The organism is Bacillus sp. FMQ74 (assembly GCF_001875785.1).
Classification (GTDB): domain Bacteria; phylum Bacillota; class Bacilli; order Bacillales; family Bacillaceae; genus Bacillus; species Bacillus stercoris.
The window spans coordinates 87,469-105,995 of the sequence record NZ_MOEO01000008.1 but is presented as its reverse complement, the minus strand read 5'-3'; the positions used below and the strand labels follow the sequence as shown (position 1 = coordinate 105,995).

22 protein-coding genes are annotated in these 18,527 nt (G+C 41.8%); 7 read left to right on the top strand and 15 right to left on the bottom strand.

The features are described 5' to 3' along the window. Window positions 1–14: 14 nt before the first annotated feature. The gene (locus BLL41_RS15775) at window positions 15–1,094 is read right to left on the bottom strand and encodes a glycosyltransferase family 4 protein (protein ID WP_071578575.1); all 1,080 of its coding nucleotides are present in this window, start codon (window positions 1,092–1,094) and stop codon (window positions 15–17) included. Further along, window positions 1,091–1,561, bottom strand: coding sequence for a hypothetical protein (locus tag BLL41_RS15770; protein WP_071578574.1), 471 nt, complete (start codon window positions 1,559–1,561; stop codon window positions 1,091–1,093). The genes BLL41_RS15775 and BLL41_RS15770 overlap by 4 nt, the downstream gene beginning before the upstream one ends. 179 nt (window positions 1,562–1,740) lie before the next feature. Between BLL41_RS15770 and BLL41_RS15765 the strand changes: the two genes are divergently transcribed. Continuing rightward, on the top strand, window positions 1,741–2,094 hold the full coding sequence (locus BLL41_RS15765; RefSeq protein ID WP_014477348.1) for a hypothetical protein: 354 nt from the start codon (window positions 1,741–1,743) through the stop codon (window positions 2,092–2,094). Next, window positions 2,091–2,555, top strand: coding sequence for an endolytic transglycosylase MltG (locus BLL41_RS15760; protein ID WP_071578573.1), 465 nt, complete (start codon window positions 2,091–2,093; stop codon window positions 2,553–2,555). Before BLL41_RS15765 ends, BLL41_RS15760 begins: the two co-directional genes overlap by 4 nt. A 31-nt stretch (window positions 2,556–2,586) precedes the next feature. On the opposite strand, the gene pstB (BLL41_RS15755) is transcribed toward BLL41_RS15760, so the two are convergent. The 9 genes from pstB (BLL41_RS15755) to BLL41_RS15715 all read right to left on the bottom strand — a co-directional run bounded on the left by pstB (BLL41_RS15755) (window position 2,587) and on the right by BLL41_RS15715 (window position 12,080). Beyond that, window positions 2,587–3,369, bottom strand: a complete 783-nt coding sequence (gene pstB / locus BLL41_RS15755; protein ID WP_071578572.1) for a phosphate ABC transporter ATP-binding protein PstB — start codon at window positions 3,367–3,369, stop codon at window positions 2,587–2,589. A gap of 10 nt (window positions 3,370–3,379) precedes the next feature. Continuing rightward, window positions 3,380–4,189, bottom strand: coding sequence for a phosphate ABC transporter ATP-binding protein PstB (pstB, locus tag BLL41_RS15750; RefSeq protein ID WP_071578571.1), 810 nt, complete (start codon window positions 4,187–4,189; stop codon window positions 3,380–3,382). Between the two features lie 20 nt (window positions 4,190–4,209). After that, window positions 4,210–5,094, bottom strand: coding sequence for a phosphate ABC transporter permease PstA (gene pstA / locus BLL41_RS15745; RefSeq protein WP_071578570.1), 885 nt, complete (start codon window positions 5,092–5,094; stop codon window positions 4,210–4,212). Then, window positions 5,094–6,023, bottom strand: a complete 930-nt coding sequence (pstC, locus tag BLL41_RS15740; RefSeq protein WP_071578569.1) for a phosphate ABC transporter permease subunit PstC — start codon at window positions 6,021–6,023, stop codon at window positions 5,094–5,096. Before pstC ends, pstA begins: the two co-directional genes overlap by 1 nt. 67 nt (window positions 6,024–6,090) lie before the next feature. Continuing rightward, window positions 6,091–6,993: a phosphate ABC transporter substrate-binding protein gene (locus tag BLL41_RS15735; protein ID WP_004398774.1), complete on the bottom strand. Its 903-nt coding sequence runs from the start codon at window positions 6,991–6,993 to the stop codon at window positions 6,091–6,093. Window positions 6,994–7,147: 154 nt separating this feature from the next. Then, window positions 7,148–9,298, bottom strand: coding sequence for a penicillin-binding protein 2A (gene pbpA, locus BLL41_RS15730; RefSeq protein ID WP_071578568.1), 2,151 nt, complete (start codon window positions 9,296–9,298; stop codon window positions 7,148–7,150). A 113-nt stretch (window positions 9,299–9,411) separates the two neighbouring features. Then, the gene (locus tag BLL41_RS15725) at window positions 9,412–10,704 is read right to left on the bottom strand and encodes an MFS transporter (protein WP_071578567.1); all 1,293 of its coding nucleotides are present in this window, start codon (window positions 10,702–10,704) and stop codon (window positions 9,412–9,414) included. 106 nt (window positions 10,705–10,810) lie between these two features. Continuing rightward, complete coding sequence (gene sodA, locus BLL41_RS15720) at window positions 10,811–11,419, bottom strand: superoxide dismutase SodA (RefSeq protein ID WP_004398583.1); 609 nt, start codon at window positions 11,417–11,419, stop codon at window positions 10,811–10,813. 178 nt (window positions 11,420–11,597) lie between these two features. Continuing rightward, complete coding sequence (locus BLL41_RS15715; RefSeq protein ID WP_071578566.1) at window positions 11,598–12,080, bottom strand: DUF456 domain-containing protein; 483 nt, start codon at window positions 12,078–12,080, stop codon at window positions 11,598–11,600. 110 nt (window positions 12,081–12,190) lie between these two features. Here BLL41_RS15715 and BLL41_RS15710 point away from each other — a divergent pair, with 110 nt between their 5' ends. The 3 genes from BLL41_RS15710 to ispG all read left to right on the top strand — a co-directional run bounded on the left by BLL41_RS15710 (window position 12,191) and on the right by ispG (window position 14,602). After that, window positions 12,191–12,952 (top strand): DUF1189 domain-containing protein, encoded by a 762-nt coding sequence (locus BLL41_RS15710; RefSeq protein WP_071578565.1) that lies wholly within the window; start codon window positions 12,191–12,193, stop codon window positions 12,950–12,952. A 94-nt stretch (window positions 12,953–13,046) separates the two neighbouring features. Beyond that, a complete protein-coding gene (locus BLL41_RS15705) occupies window positions 13,047–13,346 on the top strand; it encodes a LysM peptidoglycan-binding domain-containing protein (protein ID WP_071578564.1) in 300 nt (99 codons plus the stop codon). 122 nt (window positions 13,347–13,468) lie between these two features. After that, window positions 13,469–14,602 (top strand): flavodoxin-dependent (E)-4-hydroxy-3-methylbut-2-enyl-diphosphate synthase, encoded by a 1,134-nt coding sequence (ispG, locus tag BLL41_RS15700; RefSeq protein ID WP_010886567.1) that lies wholly within the window; start codon window positions 13,469–13,471, stop codon window positions 14,600–14,602. 25 nt (window positions 14,603–14,627) lie between these two features. On the opposite strand, the gene BLL41_RS15695 is transcribed toward ispG, so the two are convergent. Beyond that, the gene (locus BLL41_RS15695) at window positions 14,628–15,017 is read right to left on the bottom strand and encodes a DUF308 domain-containing protein (RefSeq protein WP_083428053.1); all 390 of its coding nucleotides are present in this window, start codon (window positions 15,015–15,017) and stop codon (window positions 14,628–14,630) included. A 132-nt stretch (window positions 15,018–15,149) separates the two neighbouring features. On the opposite strand from BLL41_RS15695, the gene BLL41_RS15690 reads away from it, so the two are divergent. Beyond that, window positions 15,150–15,731, top strand: coding sequence for a nucleotidase (locus tag BLL41_RS15690; protein ID WP_014664629.1), 582 nt, complete (start codon window positions 15,150–15,152; stop codon window positions 15,729–15,731). Window positions 15,732–15,772: 41 nt separating this feature from the next. Here BLL41_RS15690 and zur read toward each other — a convergent pair whose 3' ends face one another. Next, complete coding sequence (gene zur, locus BLL41_RS15685; RefSeq protein ID WP_004398578.1) at window positions 15,773–16,210, bottom strand: zinc uptake transcriptional repressor Zur; 438 nt, start codon at window positions 16,208–16,210, stop codon at window positions 15,773–15,775. Window positions 16,211–16,346: 136 nt separating this feature from the next. Then, window positions 16,347–17,228, bottom strand: a complete 882-nt coding sequence (locus tag BLL41_RS15680; RefSeq protein WP_071578562.1) for a YitT family protein — start codon at window positions 17,226–17,228, stop codon at window positions 16,347–16,349. Between the two features lie 115 nt (window positions 17,229–17,343). Between BLL41_RS15680 and BLL41_RS15675 the strand changes: the two genes are divergently transcribed. Continuing rightward, window positions 17,344–17,598: a DUF2624 domain-containing protein gene (locus tag BLL41_RS15675; protein ID WP_014664631.1), complete on the top strand. Its 255-nt coding sequence runs from the start codon at window positions 17,344–17,346 to the stop codon at window positions 17,596–17,598. A 26-nt stretch (window positions 17,599–17,624) separates the two neighbouring features. Here the strand turns inward: BLL41_RS15675 and BLL41_RS15670 are convergent, their stop codons facing one another. After that, a complete protein-coding gene (locus BLL41_RS15670; protein ID WP_071578561.1) occupies window positions 17,625–18,518 on the bottom strand; it encodes a deoxyribonuclease IV in 894 nt (297 codons plus the stop codon). Between the last annotated feature and the right edge of the window lie 9 nt (window positions 18,519–18,527).

Genomic DNA, 18,527 nt, shown 5'->3' with positions numbered 1-18,527 from the left:
TGCTAGGCTGTTTTTCAATGAATTGCTGAATTATTGATGATACGCTCATAAAGCTGCAAATATGATGACGCAATGAGTCGAGGGTGGTGAAGCTTAACCACTTGTTGTCTGCCAGCTTCTTTTATCCTGCGGGCTTTTTCCCGGTCTTTTAAAAAACGGTCCAGCAGATCAGCCGCTTCCTGTACGAGAGTAAAATCAGCGATGATTGCCGTTTTGTCATGAACGGCATAATCACAAAACCCACCCGACTGAGAAACGACAGTCAGCACACCTTGTTCCATGCTTTCCTGTGCGGCAAGCCCAAACGGTTCATAAGAACTAGGGAAAACAGCCATTTCACAGTGAGACAGTAACGTTCTGATGTCTTCCCTATTCAGAAACGGCAGAAACATGACACGATCCTCTAGGTTCAATGCCGCAGCCAATTTCTCATAAGAGGACAGAGACGGACCCTCCCCAGCCAGCACTAGATAGAGGTCAGGCTGAAGCTGCTTCAAGATGGCAAACACCTTTAACAGCTGAGAAAATCCTTTTTCCGGAACAAATCTTCCATATGAAAAGAGGAATCTTCTATTCATGCTCCTTGGGATTTTCCTCTTCTCTTCCTCCATAGATACAGGGCTTGGGATAACGGTTATTTTTTTATGTGCCTCCTTATTAAGAGACCGCTTCATAAATGTGCTTAATACGATCAAAGCATCAGCGGACTCTATAAGGAGCTGTTCAGTCTTGAACCTGTATGGGTTCGGTACTTCTCGGCACACCTTCTTCCTTTCGCTTTCAAGACCGTGGATTGTCGCAGCAAGCGGAAGGCCAAGCCGTTGTTTCAAATACTGGGCCGCAGGGGCTGTTGTGTCATCATGAGCATGAATCAGATCAAAGCGTTCATTGCTGGATAACACCTGGCGAACCATTGTAAAGTTAGCATCGGCTATGTAATCTTCAAACTTCGCATATGAAGACAACTGCCCTCTCGGAGTACAAACCGTAATGTTGATATGAGAATTCAAATAGGAAATGAGACGGTTTAAATGGACACCGAGCCCGCTTTTCGGGCCATCGGGATGTTCGAGTGAAAGCATGAGAATGTTCACCGTTCTTTTTCTCCTTCTCCATAACAGCTGTATGCAGAAAATTGCGCCTCCCACCTGGTGTGCGCCTTCTCAATCTGAAAGCTGTTTATATGACCAATCCCATTTTCATCAAGATAGGTGTCGTCTGTACAGGCAAGTTTGAGAGAGACATTCATGGAGTTAACAATTCTGTATTCAGCCCGATATACAGCATCACCAGCCGCCTGTCCAATCGTCCATTCCCCTTTATCATACGTTGTGCGTTTAGTCCTGACAGCTTCGATATCTTTTCTTTTGATGACAATGCGCAATTCTTTTATCATATCCTGCGTTTTTTCGAAAAGGACCGCTTCAGCAAGCTGCATTGTTTCTTCCGATATTTCCCAGTATACAGTCAAGGTGTGAGCGTTTTGAATGATCATGTCGAATGTGTCCCTAAAAAAAGAAAGATTATGTCGTATATTATAGGGAAATGGGTGTTTATCCATGGACTCCTAACATTCTCCTTTCCTATCGTTCACTTAGTGATCCTATTAAACCATTACATAGAGAAGAAGAAAAGAAAGATTTCCCGGCAAAATCTCGTTTTTTTCGCGAATTCCTTTAGAAACTATTGGTTTTATGGTATAAAAAAGAAGGATAAAAAAAGAATAGAAGGTGATGAAACGTGGAAATTGCTATTATTGCGTTGTTTATCGTCAGTATAGCGCTAATTGCATTCTCATATTCTCAAAGAGACCCGATGAAAGATGTAGAACAAGAGCTCGAAACTCTGCAGCTTTCTGCGATGCAGGAAATTTACAAGCTCAAAAAGAAAATGACCGTGCTTGAGGAAGAATTACTGGAAACAAACCTTGTCATCCGCAAATCAAAGCAGAGCGACATCAATCAAAAAATCGCTAAACAAATACTTTCTAAATATAATAACGGCATGTCCGCTGAAGCGATTGCTAAAGCTGAGCATGTATCAGTGGAAGACGTAAATACGATTATCAAAGATAACGAGAAGGTGCTCGTATGACAAAACGGGGCATTCAGGCATTTGCTGGCGGCATCATTTTAGCGACAGCCGTTCTTGCAGCTGTTTTTTATCTGACTGACGAAGACCAGGCCGCTGCTGTAAAAGAAAATAAAACAGTAACCGAACAAGACGTGAACAATTACCTTGATTCTAAAAAAATGGTTTCTGTGAATCGCGATGAATATCAAAAACTTCTCGATTCAAAAGAGAAATCCTTGAACAATGACAGCGGATCAGACACGAAATCAGACAAAGTCAAAACGTACAAACTGAAAATTAAAGACGGCATGAGCACTGCAGATGTATCTGCTATTCTTGAAAAAGAGGGCATTATCTCCTCAGCTCAAGACTTTAACGACTACGTCATTGATGCCGGCTATCACAAAGAAATCCGCGCCGGTGAATTTAAAGTAAAATCAGATATGAGCTTTAAAAAGCTCGTAAAAACGTTAACACGATAAAAAAACAGGCTGACTGACTCAGCCTGTTTTTTTACCCAAACTTTCCTGTAATGTAATCGAGGGTTCTTTGGTCCTGCGGGTTAGAGAACATTTTATTCGTATTGTCGCATTCAACAAGCTCGCCCATGTAGAAAAAGGCGGTTTGATCAGAAACCCTTGCTGCCTGCTGCATGTTATGCGTGACAATGACAATTGTATATTTATTTTTCAGCTCTAGAATGAGTTCTTCAATTTTTCTCGTTGAGATTGGATCTAGTGCAGATGTCGGTTCATCCATCAGCAAAATATCAGGATTGGTTGCAAGTGCTCTGGCGATGCAAAGACGCTGCTGCTGGCCCCCTGACAGCGAAAGAGCGGACGTATGCAATCGATCCTTCACCTCATCCCATAACGCCACGTCTCTTAATGACTTTTCCACAATTTCTTGAAGCTTCTTTTTATTTTTGGTGCCGTGGACTCTCGGTCCGTAAGCCACATTATCAAAAATAGATTGCGGAAACGGATTCCCTTTTTGGAATACCATGCCGATATTTTTTCGCAAATCCACAATGTCAACTTTATCCTTTAAAATATTGCTGCCATTGTAGTTCAGCTCACCTGCAAGCTTTACATTCGGCGTCATTTGAATCATTAAATTCAATGTCTTGATAAAGGTCGATTTCCCGCATCCAGATGGACCGATAATCGCCGTAACCTCATTTTCATAAATGCTCAAATTGATATTTTTTAAAGCATGATGCTGTCCATACCATAAGTTCATTCCATTGACTTGATAGACTTCCTGCTTCATTACAGCTTCGGTAGCAATACTCATTGCCGCCCTCCTATCCGAATTTCCCATTAATATAATCCTCTGTCTTTTGCTTTTTCGGACTCGTGAAAATCTGTTCGGTCTGTCCATATTCTACAAGCTCGCCGTTTAAAAAGAATGCCGTCCGGTCAGAAACCCGCAGAGCCTGCTGCATATTGTGCGTGACAATAATAATTGAGTATTCTCTTTTTAATCCTGTAATTAATTCCTCTATTTTTGCATTTGAAATCGGATCAAGCGCTGAAGCTGGTTCATCAAGCAGAAGAACAGCCGGCTTCATCGCAAGCGTTCTCGCGATGCATAAACGCTGCTGCTGGCCGCCGGATAACGAGAGTGCGGATGAATGTAAACGATCCTTCACCTCATCCCAGAGCGCTGCTTTTGTTAAACTTTCTTCCACAATTTCATCTAAAACAGCTTTATTCCGCTCTCCGGCATATTTCAATGCATGTGTGATATTTGCATAAATCGATTTCGGAAATGGATTTGGTTTTTGAAAAACCATTCCGATTTCTCTTCTCAGGCTGACGACGTTAATATTGCCGCCCAATATATTTAATCCTTCATAAAGGATTTCACCTTCTGCTCTTGCAGATGGAATTAAATCATTCATTCGGTTAATATTTCTCAAAAAAGTAGACTTTCCGCATCCCGATGGCCCAATTAAAGCAGTCACCGCATTCTTTTCAATATCCATGTTCACATGATGAACCGCTTGTTTATTTCCGTAAAAAATAGACAGATCTTTGACTTCGAGCACGTGGTTCTGCTTCGGAGCAATAACAGCTCGCTCAGGTTTTTCTTTTACCATTTGTTCAGACATGTTTTTCGCCTCTTTCCGTTCTAATTTGCCGTAAGCTTTTTGTAGATCATCGTGCCAAGCCATCTCGCTGCGAGATTAAACACAAGAACAGAAATCACCAGCACAGCAGAACCACCGTTGGCAATCGCTTCAGCATCCGGAATCATCCCTTGTGTATTTACGTTCCAAATGTGGACCGCAAGTGTTTCAGCGGGCCTGAAAATATTAAGCGGCGATGTTTCCGAAAACGGATTCCACTCCGTAAAATTAAGACGCGGTGTTGTCAGACCTGCTGTAAATAATAATGCTGCCGCTTCCCCGAACACCCTTCCTGACGCTAAAATGGCTCCAGTAATGATAGAAGGGATCGCACTTGGAATTAAAACCGTTTTTACGGTATGCCAGCGTGATACACCTAAAGCGAGAGAGGCTTCCTTCAGATCCTTAGGGACTGAACGGATCGCGTCTTCTGTCACACGCACCATGACAGGAAGGTTAAAAACAGTTAACGCAAGCGCCCCGCCTATGATCGTATATCCCCAGCCTGTTAAGTTGACAAACATCAATAATCCAAACATCCCAATGACAATAGACGGAAGAGATGAAAGCACCTCTATACATGTTCTGATGAAGTCAGTCACTTTGTTATTCGGCGCGTACTCAGCCATGAATACTCCGCCGCCCACACCGAGCGGGATTGTAATCAGCATTGTAATAAACAAAATATAAAAGGAGTTAAACAGCTGATCTCGTATGCCTCCTCCAGCTGCAATGGCGCTCGATTTTGTCGTAATAAAATGAAAACTGAGCTGAGAAACACCGTTTATAATAATATAGGAAAACAAACCTACTAAAATGGCAGCGATAATGGCTGCACACAAACCAAACATTCCGGTCGCCAGTTTATCTGTTATTTTGCGGTTCATTACACTTTCCTCCTAGATGACAAGTAGCGAATAAGCAGGATGAACAAGAATGACATCACCAGAAGCACAAGTCCCATTGACCACAGCGTATTATTTTCAACACTTCCGTATGTGGTGTGGCCCATATTCAGCGTGATGATCGTTGTCAGCGTTCCCGCAGTGTCAAACAGGCTTTCCGGCAATACTCTTGTATTTCCAATGACCATCTGAACAGCCAAAGCTTCACCGAACGCCCGAGCCATGCCTAACACAACAGCCGTCATTAATGTTGGAAAAGCTGCAGGCACAAGTACTTTTCTGATCGTCTGCCATCTTGTCGCACCAAGCGCGTAAGAACCCTCTCTTAAACTCTTTGGAAGAGAAGCCATTGCATCAGCAGAAATCGATGTGATTGTCGGCAGAATCATGACGGAAAGGACAATCGTTCCCGCCAATAAACTGTGCCCTGTTCCGCTCGATTTGAACTGGGCGATAAACGGCACCAATACTGTAAGACCTATGAATCCATAAACAACAGATGGAATGCCGACTAAAAGCTCAATCACCGGCTGCAGCACTTTCTTCCCCCAATTCGGGGCAATCTCTGTCATGAAAATCGCACCTGCAATGCCAAGCGGCGCAGCGATTAGAGCAGAAAGAATCGTTACTGCAAATGAGCCAAAAATAAATGGCAGCACTCCGTATTTCGGATCAGTATCTGTAGGATTCCAATTTAAGCTCGTTAAGAATTCAATTGGGCTTACACCATTTACAAGAAAAGATTGCAGCCCCTTAACGCCGAGGAAAATGGTGATCGCCACAGATGCCGCAATCATAATCAACGCACATGCTGTCACCATCATTCTTCCCCGAACTTCATCCAATTGCCGATTTTGCCTTGAGCTGATTAAACGCTCGCTCACAGACATATTTTCTCTATTGTTTATCATTTTTTACACTCCTATGAATGTGTTAAGAGGAGAAACGGTTGTCCCCGCACTCCTCTTTTTATTAAGATCAGCTTTGCTTCCCGTTGGCATCGCGTGTCACTTTCATATCAGTAACCGGAATGTAGCCTTGGTCAGTAACAATGCTTTTTTGAATGTCTTCACTCTTTAGATAATCAAGAAATTCTTTAGCTAAACCTGTCGCTTCACCTTTTGTATAAGAATGCTGATAAGCCCAGATCGGATACTCACCAGTTGCTACATTTTTCGCTTCAGGTTTAACACCGTCAATAGATAGAGCAGTTACTTTGTCATCTGTTAAATATGAGAATGCAAGATATCCAATCGCTCCCGGAGTATCAGCAATGATCTTTTTCACTGTGTTGGAGGAATCTTCAGTAATGCCTTCTGCAGGCTCCGCTCCGTCAAGCGCATATTTCACAAATGTAGCACGTGTGCCAGAAGAATCAGGACGGTTTACAAGTGTAATCTTTTGGTCTTTGCCGCCGAGCTCTTTCCAGTTTTTGATTTTGCCAGTGAAGATTTTTTTCAATTCATCTTTTGAAATATCCTTCACACCAGCATCAGGGTTTACAGCTGCTGCCATACCAACTACAGCGACTTGATGATCGACAAGCGCTTTTGCATCGATGCCTTCTTTTTCTTCAGCAAAAACGTCTGAATTCCCGATCTGAACAGCTCCTTCAGAGACTTGAGAAAGCCCTGTTCCAGAACCGCCAGCTTGTACCTGTATATCAGCATCAGGGTTTTCTTCCATAAATTTTTCCGCGGCTGCAAGTACTAGTGGCTGCATAGCCGATGAACCAGAAATGGTTAAAGAACCTGATGCCTTTTCTTCTCCTTTTGCAGAATCGCTATTCGATTTTTTACTTTCTCCTGCATTTCCGCATGCAGCTGCAATCATCATAAAAGCAGCCATCAGAAGCATAAGCACCAATTTGTTTTTTTTCATTTCCTGAATTCCCCCTGCGTATAATGTGTAATTTGTCCTACACGTATAGAGTAAAGGTTCTATGTAAAAAGGGTTTGAATCGAATGTTAAGGTTTTGTAAATCAGTGCGTTTTTTTGTATAAAAAAAACGCCCACATCATGTGAGCGTTTCTTTTTAGTTATCAGAAGACGTTGTGTTTTCTGCATTTTCTTCAATTTTGTCTTTATTCTTTTGCTGAGTATCTTCTTTGTCCTGCTTCGATTTCAGCTCAAAATATTTATCCATTACTTCCCTGCCGATTTCGTTTGTAATGGTATATTTAGCGCTGTAATCAATATAAGCCCAAGGGACTACTACAGAGATCGCAATCTCAGGATTATCAGCCGGTGCATAGGCAACAAGTGTCGTATTATAAGTCGCTGTTCCTGTTTTTGATTTATCAGGTCCATCATAGAACGATTGTGCTGTTCCTGTTTTACCAGCAGGCTGATATGACGCTGAAGCAAATTGGCTGGCAGCTGTCCCTTTTGTCATCACCCGTCTGAATCCGGCCTGAACCTCTTTAATGTATTCACTCTTCATGTCGATTTTATTCAGCACTTCCGGCTGAACGGATTGTACGACAGCACCGATCCCTCTTTTAGCATCAGGTTCTCTGACTTCCTTTACAAGCTGAGGCTTTAAGCGATATCCGCCGTTTGCAATTGTTGATACGTATTGCGCAAGTTCCAGCGGTGTATACGTGTCGTATTGGCCGATCGCATAGTCAAGCAAGAATCCCGTCAATCTGTCTGTTCCTTTAAAGCCTGTCATTTCATTCGGAAGATCAATTCCAGTTTTGACACCTAATCCAAATTGGCTGAAGTAATTACGGAACGTATCAAAGGCCGTCGTATCAATCGGTAAAGCTTGGTGCGGTTTATATTCACCTTTTCCGAGAGCGATCGCAGTTTTAAACATAAATACGTTGGAAGACTGCTCTAAAGCTCTTTGAATATTGACCGGTCCTAAGTTAGTCCATGACTTTTTACCGCGTTTATCCTGACCGATATACAATGGTTCATCCTGAAAAACAGTATTCAGATTGATGGCTCCGGTTTGAAGGCCTGTCAAGACTGTTGCGCCTTTGACTGCTGAACCCATAGCGTAAGATGACGTCATTGTACCTAAAGCGTAATCATCGATTTTATATTTCCCATTTTCTTGTTTAATCTGCTTGCCCGCCATTGAAAGCACTTCACCGTTTCTTGGGTCCATCATAACAACGAATGCCCGGTCTAACAATTGAGTGCTTGGTCTTGCTTTAGCAGATTTGAGGTTCTTCTCAATGATTTTTTCCACTTCTTTTTGCAAATCAATGTCAATCGTAAGGACGAGATCTTTACCGGCTTTACCTTCAGAAACGGTTTTCGTTCCCGTGACATTGCCGTTTGAATCTGTAATATTTTCGACTTTGGCTTTTTGGCCCTGCAAAAGGCTTTCGTATTGGTATTCCAAATAGCTTTTTCCGACCCTGTCATTTCGGCTGTAGCCAAGCGACAGATAATGGTCGAGCAAGTTGGACGGCAATCCTTCATTAGAGCTGGAAACACTTCCGAGCACTGAGCGAAGAAGGTTTTTATACGGATATTCACGTTCCCAATCGGACGTGACATCAACACCCGGCAGTTCGTCTAAATGTTCACTTACCACTGCCATTTCCTTCGCTGATACATCTTCGTTTTTGATATATTGAGGGGTCAAAGCATAGCCCGAATCCATCTGTCTTTTGATAGCGAGGATCTGCATATCTTTATCCGTCAATTCATTCAGCTGCTTATCAGTAATCCGTTTTAGCTGAAGCTGGTATAAATCGTCATCGGATATTTTTTTGTCTTCAACCTGCTGTCTTTCTTTAGAGCTGATGAGCTTTTTCGCTTCTTTCGGTCTAGTCAAAATCCAATAATCTTTTTTATCCCGTTCTGTTACTTTTTTTGTATCGACTTTGATCATGTCAGACAGCTTTTTTGCGATCTTTAAGCGCTGTTCTTGCGTGGTCGATTTAGATCTCGTGTATGTGATTGCATTTAAAGCCTTATTTGTCACAATGGCATTAAAGTTTCGATCATAAATTTTCCCGCGCGGCACCGCCGAGCTGACTTCGCTTTGTTCCTGCTTATTCGCTTGATTTTTGTAATCATCGCCTTGCACGATCTGCTTGATGCCCAGTTCCACAATGATCCAGGTAAATATAACAAAAGCAGCTAAAAATAAAATATTCAGCCGGATCGGAAGCGACTTCTTTTTCTCTTTATGATTTTGTTTTTTTGGTTTATTTCTCCTCATAACATCACCTTTTTCTATTTACAGAAAGAAAAGACACTCAGTAAGAGTGCCAGTTTTCATTTTAAAGGTTTTTTCGACTTTTTTCTACAGATAACCCCTTTTTGGCAAAAAAATTATCTCTCGCTTTTTAAAAGGGTCGGTTCTGTTACCCGTTTTTGGCCGTCTTCTTCCATGGTTTCATTTTCCCCTTCTTTCTCCTTAAAACGGATATCCTTGACAAAGTAATAAATCAAAGGATGTCCTATACCTAATATCGCAAGTGACAAAGGAATTCCCACATCCTCTTTCAGAAGGGCTACGATCAGGAGGAAGCATAAAATCGAAACAATTCTGCCGGCGTTCAAAAACATTTCCCTTAGCACGATATATTCAATTCTTGCTTTTCTGGCATGCCTAGCCCGCCCTATCACATCATATGTAAGTGATACATATGGCACAAGTAACAGAGGATAGCCGATGGCAATAAAAACGCCGTACGTCAATAATGTCGTAAAACTCATATGAAACAGAATCAAAAACAGCGCGCCATACAGAATAAGTCCGCCCAGCAAAATCGATTTTTTTCTCGCCTTTTTCTTAATCAGCCTGGATGCAAAGTAGTAGGCAAAGAAGGAAACAGCTGAATTGACAAGGCCGAATGTACCGAGGGCAAGTTCGCTGTTTGTCTCAATAAATACAAATACACTGATTAAAAAGACAAAAATACCTTCTCTCAAACCTTGAAAAAAATGCGCATTCGTAATTCTCCGCCAATTCATATTGCTATGGCGCTCTCCAAATACTTTGCTCAGCATAAAACGGCCCTTTGATTCTCTCCGTTTTAAGAAAAAGCTCATCACGACAGCCAGGGCAAATAAACTGAGGGAGAGACTGAAAATGACTGTATAACCCGTATTATTTTCAAGCCTTGAGATCACGAATCCCGCTACAATCGGGCCGATCATTCCTGCAGAGGAAGACAGAATGCCCATAAACCCGTTGAAAAAGTCTCGCGTATCCGGCTCTGTTATTTCAAAGGTCAGCACGTTAAACGCTAGCCAATAAAAGCCATAGCCCACTCCGAGGACCGCGCCTATCAGCACGAGACGGCTGGCCGCCGTTTCTCCGGCTAAAAGCACACTTAAATAAAAGGCAGCTAAGAAAATGACGCCGAACCTTAAGATAAACACCCTGTCTATTTTTTTGGCTAACCGTCCAGCCAAATAAAAGGTTATCGGCTGCATTGTCACAACGGATAAATTATATATCGCCAAATCAATAAATTTCCCTGACTGCTTCCAAAGATAAACATTAACAAATGTATTGGACAATGCAATTCCCAGCGAGTAAAGCCCGCCAATGGTCAGCAGAAAGAGTAACCCTTTGTTTACGTCTACATCGCCTATCACTTTTTTTAGTTTGCTCATTACTGACTCCCCTTTACTATCCCTTAGTCTGTCTCACTCAAACCGAGATATGTAAAAAGAAGACATAAAAAAACAAGGCCCTATATTGAGGACCTTGTTTGTGTCATTATTTTGCTTCGCTGTATAGACGAGCCACTTCATCCCAGTTTACAACATTCCAGAAAGCTGAAATGTAATCAGGACGGCGGTTTTGATAGTTAAGGTAGTAAGCATGCTCCCAAACGTCAAGACCTAAGATAGGCGTTTTGCCTTCTGAAAGCGGAGAATCTTGGTTTGGCGTGCTTGTGATTTCAAGTTTGCCGTTGTTCACAACAAGCCATGCCCAGCCAGAACCAAAGCGTCCAGCCGCTGCAGCTGCGAATTGCTCTTTGAATTTGTCAAAGCTTCCAAATACACTGTTGATCTCTTCAGCAAGCGCGCCAGTCGGTTCGCCTCCGCCGTTTGGAGATAAAAGTGTCCAGAATAATTTGTGGTTCGCGTGTCCGCCACCGTTGTTGCGGACTGCAGTGCGGATGTTTTCAGGAACAGAATCAAGATCTGCAACAAGCTCTTCAACTGATTTGTTTGCAAGAGCAGTGTTTCCTTCAACCGCTTTGTTTAAATTTGTAACGTATGTGTTGTGGTGTTTCGTATGGTGAATAGTCATAGTTTCCTTGTCGATATGCGGTTCTAAAGCATCGTACGCATAAGGTAATTCTGGAAGTTCGTAAGCCATGATAATTCCTCCTTAATATATATGTACTGAAATGCCGCTTTACAGCGAGCCTTTCTTCATTCAATGTAACAAAAGAATGCATTGTAATCAATGAAAAAGCTCACAATTTGGCTCATTTCAGCGGACATATATCACTTTAACCGATAATCAGCCCCATTAAACCTGCCGCCAGCATTTCTTATAGGACCGTCCATAAAAAATATCCGATCATCAAAAGCTGTATGATGCCCTTGGCAATAACCCCTGTTAAAAAACCAATGAGTGAGCCGAGGCCAATTTTAAACGCTGACTTTAAGTCCTTCTGATGGACGATAAGTTCTGCGAAAACAGCCCCGATAAACGGACCCAATATGATACCTGCAACCGGAATGACAAAAGGCCCGATTAATAAACCGATCGTGCTTCCCCATATTGCGGCTTTGCTTCCTCCGAACCTTTTTACTCCAAGCAGATTCGACACGTAATCTGCTGCGAATAATACTGCGGCAAAAACTGCCTCAACAAGCCAGAACATATAGGAATACGGACTGAATGAAAATAAAAATCCGTACAATACAAATCCGGCAACAATAAATACTACGCTCGGAATAACAGGATACACCAGCCCGATAAAGGCGATGATAAAAACCGCTGCAATTAACAGCCAATACAACATATCCATAGCTTCCATCCTCCCATTTTACATCTGCCTTCTTCATATCTTCCTTGTATTCACACGCATGCAACGATACAATAAGCAACATATATTAGTTTAGCTAGGAAGTGAAGATAGTGAATGTGTTTCAGCTTTTCATTAAAAGTACATACTCTCCCCGTGATATTGCAAAAACAAGATTCCAAGGAATCGGAAAAGCGATTCTTTATGTATTTTTGCTCTCTGTCCTGTTTGCAATCCCTACCGCTTATTATGTTAGTACAGGGACCGTAAAATCAATGAACGGTTTTAAAACTGTTTTAAACAAAGATTTCCCTGATTTCACAATTTCAAACGGCAAACTTCAAACGGATGAGAAAAAAGCCACGGAATCACAGGCAAATGGTTTCGTTATCGTATTCGATCCGACAGACGCCTATGGCCCGAAACAAATTGAAGCAAAGCAAAACGCGATCGGCATCCTTCAGAACAAATTTGTTTTGGCCATTGACGGACAAGCCCAAGAAATGCCTTACTCAATGATGCCATCAGAGTTACAGAAAAAAGATGTCATTGCAGGTTTAAACCAAAATAAAGCGATGATCGTAACTGTTCTCTCAGCACTTATTTTTCTCGTAACAGCAGCGGGGAAATTTATTGAAGTGTCATTCTTAGCGCTTATCGGGTTAATCATTAAGAATTCGCAGAAAAAACATCTATCCTATCATCAGCTCTGGAAGCTTTCTGCTTATTCCATCACCCTTTCGACTGTATTCTTTACAATCATGCGGGCATTAGAAGCAACCGTTCCAAGTGAATTTTTGCTTAACTGGTTTGTCAACTTTGTCATCCTGTTTCTCGTTTTAAAAGAGATTCCGTCCAAAAAAGCTCCCGTATAAACCGAGACTGCATTCGCAGTCTCTTTTCTTTTGTCATGAATCTAAATGGACAAGCATACTATGGTATAAAATTTCGTATGCGGGAGGAAAAGCGATGAAGCGTCTCACCTTAGTATGCAGCATTGTTTTTATTCTTTTTATTCTTTTTTATGACCTTAAAATTGGAACGATACCCATTCAGGACCTCCCTGTCTATGAAGCATCAGCAAAATCTGTTTCACAAGAACCAGCATATAAAACGGTGAAGGTAAAGCCGGGTGATACGGTTATGTCGATAGTCGGATCAGCAGGTTCACCAGAAGACATTGTAAAGGATTTTGAAGCACTGAATCCGAATGTGAAAGCCAACGCAATTCAAGCCGGAACAGCGTACAAATTCCCGGTCTACCCTTAATTTAACGTTAATTTCTTGTCAGTTCGGCGAAGACACTGTTACAATGTAATTTGTAAAATAAATTCACATAAACCATACTAGAATTGTTATATCTAGAAGCGGCAACTACAATTAAGGAGCGATTGCAAGTGAGTGAAATCACACATCGTACAAAAACGCGTCCCGTCAAAGTGGGACCTTTAACAATAGGCGGCAACAATGAAGTTGTCATCCAAAGCATGACAACAACAAAAACACATGATGTAGAAGCAACGGTTGCGGAAATTAACCGTTTGGCTGAAGCCGGATGCCAAATCGTTCGGGTAGCATGTCCGGATGAACGGGCGGCAAACGCCATTGCGGATATTAAAAAGCGCATTTCCATTCCTCTCGTTGTCGACATACATTTCGATTATAAACTTGCGTTGAAGGCCATTGAAGGCGGCGCAGATAAAATCCGAATCAATCCCGGAAACATCGGCCGTCGCGAAAAAGTGGAAGCGGTTGTTAAAGCGGCCAAAGACAAGGGCATTCCGATCAGAATCGGAGTAAACGCAGGTTCACTGGAAAAACGGATTTTAGAAAAATACGGTTACCCGACTGCCGACGGAATGGTAGAAAGCGCACTTCATCACATTAAAATTCTTGAAGATCTTGATTTTCACGATATTATCGTCAGCATGAAGGCATCTGATGTGAACCTTGCGATCGAGGCTTATGAAAAAGCGGCAAAAGCGTTTGACTACCCGCTGCACCTCGGGATCACCGAGTCAGGAACACTGTTTGCCGGCACAGTAAAAAGCGCAGCAGGACTCGGCGCCATTTTAAGCAAAGGCATCGGAAACACCATGCGCATTTCATTAAGCGCAGACCCTGTAGAAGAGGTAAAAGTAGCAAGGGAGCTTCTGAAATCTTTCGGTTTAGCCTCCAATGCTGCCACGCTCATCTCATGTCCGACTTGCGGCCGTATTGAGATTGACCTGATCAGTATTGCCAATGAAGTGGAAGAGTATATTTCTAAGATAAAAGCGCCGATTAAAGTGGCTGTTCTTGGCTGCGCTGTAAACGGACCCGGTGAAGCGAGAGAAGCTGATATCGGAATCGCCGGCGCACGCGGTGAAGGACTGCTGTTCCGGAAAGGAAAAATTGTCCGTAAGGTTCCCGAGGAAACGATGGTTGAGGAACTCAAAAAAGAAATTGACATTCTTGCTGAGGAACACTATGCAAAGCTTGAAGCTGAAAAAGCAAAATTAAAAGAAGAGACACAAAAAGCTTGACGGGAACCCGTCAAGCTTTTTTGTGTTAGAAAAATGGAATAATAAATATTCCAAGCACTAATGAAACGACACCGATACCCATTGCCCAAGCACCCAGGCCTTGAGCACCTCTTCTTCTTGCGATATAGCCGACAATAATACCGGCAGCTCCCAATAAAACAGGCAATACAAACAATGAAATAATGGACAAGGCTAAAGCGATATATCCTATTCCCCGTCCTTCATTGACATTGCCGCCGCTGCGATCGTTATCTTGGTCATTGCTGCGGTCAGCAGCACGATAAGGCTCTGCAATTTCAGCAGCTGTTTCCTCAAAAAAACCGTCATTGTCGCGGGTAATATTTGTTCCTTCAGATCCATGATCAACATAGTAACTGTTGTTATCACGCTTTTCGTAATCGTATGCCACCTTCAATTCCCCCTTCTGTTTTATTAAAGGAGCTTTTATAGTTTGATCCATTTTGCCTGATTCATGTTTGCTAAACTTTTCTGTTAATGTCAATTGTTTATGTTACACTTGAAAGGATGAAACTGAAGGAGTGTGGGCATGTTACGCTTAGGAATAGATATTGACGGCACAATTACGGCTCAGGATACATTCGTCCCTTATTTGAACCGTTCGTTTAATCTTTCCATTTCATTAAACGATATGACGGATTATGATTTAACAAAGCTGTTAAACATTACTCAGGAAGAATTTTGGGATTGGATGAATCAAAATGAAGCAATCATATATAAGGAAGCATTGCTTGCACAGCATGCGAAACAGTCACTTGACCTCCTCAAAGAGGAGCACAAGCTTATTTATATTACAGCGAGACGGACTCATTTAACTGATGTTACCTATGAATGGTTTGACAGACAAAACATTCATTATGACCACATCGAACTCGTTGGCGGTCATCACAAAGTTGAAGCGGTCAAAAACCATAACATCGACCTGTTTTTTGAGGATCATCATGGAAACGCCATGATGATTGCGAAGGAAGCCGGGATACCGGTGATATTGTTTAATTCCCCTTATAATCAGCTTCCGATTGATTCAAGCATCATCAGAGTGAACAACTGGCTGGAAGCCGTCCAATGGATGAACAACAACAAGCACCACTTAATACGTGTCAATAACTAAAAAAGGAGCCCAAACCGGGCCCCTTTTTCATATATACGCATTTACGCAGTAGTGTTTTCTTGGTTTTCCGCTGTACAATCAGGGCATGTGCCGTAAATCTCAAATTTATGCCCGCTGACCTGATAGCCATCCAAATCATCACAAAGCTTGTCCATCGGACATGATTCAATTTCCTTTGTTTTGCCGCAGGCAAGACAAATAAAATGATGGTGGTGATGAGTGAATGAACACTTAAATCGGAAGAGCTTTTCACCAGACAGCTCAGTTGTTTCCAAAATCCCAAGTTCTTCATATAAAGAAAGGTTTCTGTAGATTGTATCAAAGCTTAAGCCTGGATAATCATCATTCAATGCAGACAGTACGTTTTTAGCGGTAAGATATCTGTCTGAATCAGCAAAAAGCTGCAGCATATCCTCCCGTTTGTTTGTATATTTATAGCCGTTTTCTTTTAGTAGGTTCAGCGCTTCTTGTACGTTCATGAAGGGTCCCCCTTTTTGCTTTGCTTAAGAACGTATCCCATGTATGAAAAAGAAAATGGCAGCTGTCTGTCCAGCAAGCCATTTTCTTTACCGCAGATAAATTATACCCATAAAATGAATAAAAGTAAATGAAAGCCTAGTGGATTGCGTTTTTGAATTTTCCGCCTCTCGTTTCATGAGTATTCATAATTGTGATGAATGCATTTTGATCAACTTCAAACACGATCGATTTGAGCTTTGTCACTTCCAGCCTTGTGACAACCGCGTAAATTACGTCTTTTTCTTCGTCCGTATATCCGCCTTTCCCCTTCAGCTTCGTTGTGCCCCGACCGAGACGGTGCAAAATCGCGTCGGAAATCTCATCATACTGCTCAGAAACAATAATGACAGCTTTTGTTTCATCAAGCCCTTGGATCACAGCATCAATCGTTTTCATCGCAATATAATAAGTCATGAATGAGTACATCGCTTGCTCAGGACCGAACACAAAAACTGCCCAAATGAAAATGAACACATTGATGAACATAACAAACTCACCTACTGAAAACGGGAGTTTTTTGGTCAGCAAAATACCGAGGATTTCAGTGCCATCCATTGAACCTCCGTTTCGAATAACAAGCCCGACGCCAAAGCCGAGTAAAAGACCTCCGAACACAGTAGCCAAAATAGGCTGGGTTGTAATGGCTTCTACATGGTGAAGTGAGGATTCAATAACGGCAAGCCCAACAATCCCTATAAACGTAGAGACTAGAAAGGTCTTACCGATATATTTATATCCGAAGATCATAAAAGGAATATTTAATATGACAACGAAAAAAGCGAAATTCAGAAAGGGGTTTGACATAAAGAGGTGGTCTAAAATAAGTGATACACCGATAATCCCGCCATCAATAAAATTATTGGGGATTAAAAATAATTCAATACTTACAGCCGCAGATGCAGCTCCTACCAGAATCATAAAGACCCTGAAAATAAAATGGGTAAATGTTTCTTTCTTATGTTGTTTTGTTGGGGTCATAAAATCTCCTTTCCTGCAATAACTATTTTAAATACATTATAAATCTATTTTACCATTAAACACTGACACATTTTACTGATTTGCCCATACATTAAGTCTGGAGGTGGAATGACCGATGATTTTATTTCAAAGAATTATTTTACAGCGGCTTAATCAGGCTACTGCTGACGATTTGCTGAAGTACTCAAAACAATACGGAATCAGCTTAACAAGATCGCAGGCTGTTGAAGTAGCGAACCTGTTAAACGGGAAAAATGTAAACATCTTTAATGAGAGTGAACGGATGCGGCTGTTAAAACAAGTAGAAACGATTACATCGAAAGAAACAGCTCAAACCGTTAATGAACTATTCAAACAATTTACAAGCTAAAAAATGGGGGTGTTATCCCCCATTTTTCATTGCTGTAAAATTATCTCAAGCAATGTATTATCAAATTGTTTTTCTTTCAGCATTTCAATCTCAAAACGGTATGGCGGTTTTTTGTTCTTTTTATCTTCACCGACATATGGTGTTTCAAGAATTTTTGGAATGTCTTTTAACTGCTCATGGTGAACAATATATTGCAGTGCGTCAAAACCTATTTCACCAAAGCCAATATTTTCATGGCGGTCTTTTCTGGCACCTTTGACATTTTTGCTGTCATTGATATGAAGCACTTTAATACGGTCAATGCCAATGATTTTATCGAACTCATTCAGCACTCCGTCAAAGTCTTCGACAATGTTGTACCCGGCATCATGTGTATGGCACGTGTCAAAACACACTGACAGCTGCTCATTGTGTGTAACGCCTTCGATAATCTGTGCAAGCTCCTCAAAGCTTCTGCCGCATTCCGATCCTTTTCCAGCCATTGTTTCTAATGCAATCTGGACATTTTGATTCGGATCAATCACTTCATTTAAGCCTTCAATAATTTTTTTGATGCCGGCTTCAGCTCCTGCCCCTACGTGAGCGCCAGGATGAAGGACAATTTGCTTCGCTCCGATGGCCGCTGTCCGTTCAATTTCTGAACGAAGAAAATCAACACCCAGCTCAAAAGTGGACGGATTTGTCGTGTTGCCAATATTAATAATATAAGGCGCGTGAACGATAATCTCATCAATGCCGTTTTCTTGCATATGTGCCCGACCTGCTTCTATATTTAAGTCTTCAATTTTCTTTCGGCGCGTATTTTGCGGTGCGCCTGTATAGATCATAAACGTGTTCGCCCCATAAGAGACTGCTTCCTGGCTTGCTGCCAGAAGCATATGTTTCCCGCTCATAGAGACGTGTGAGCCTATTCTCAACAACAGGTTCCC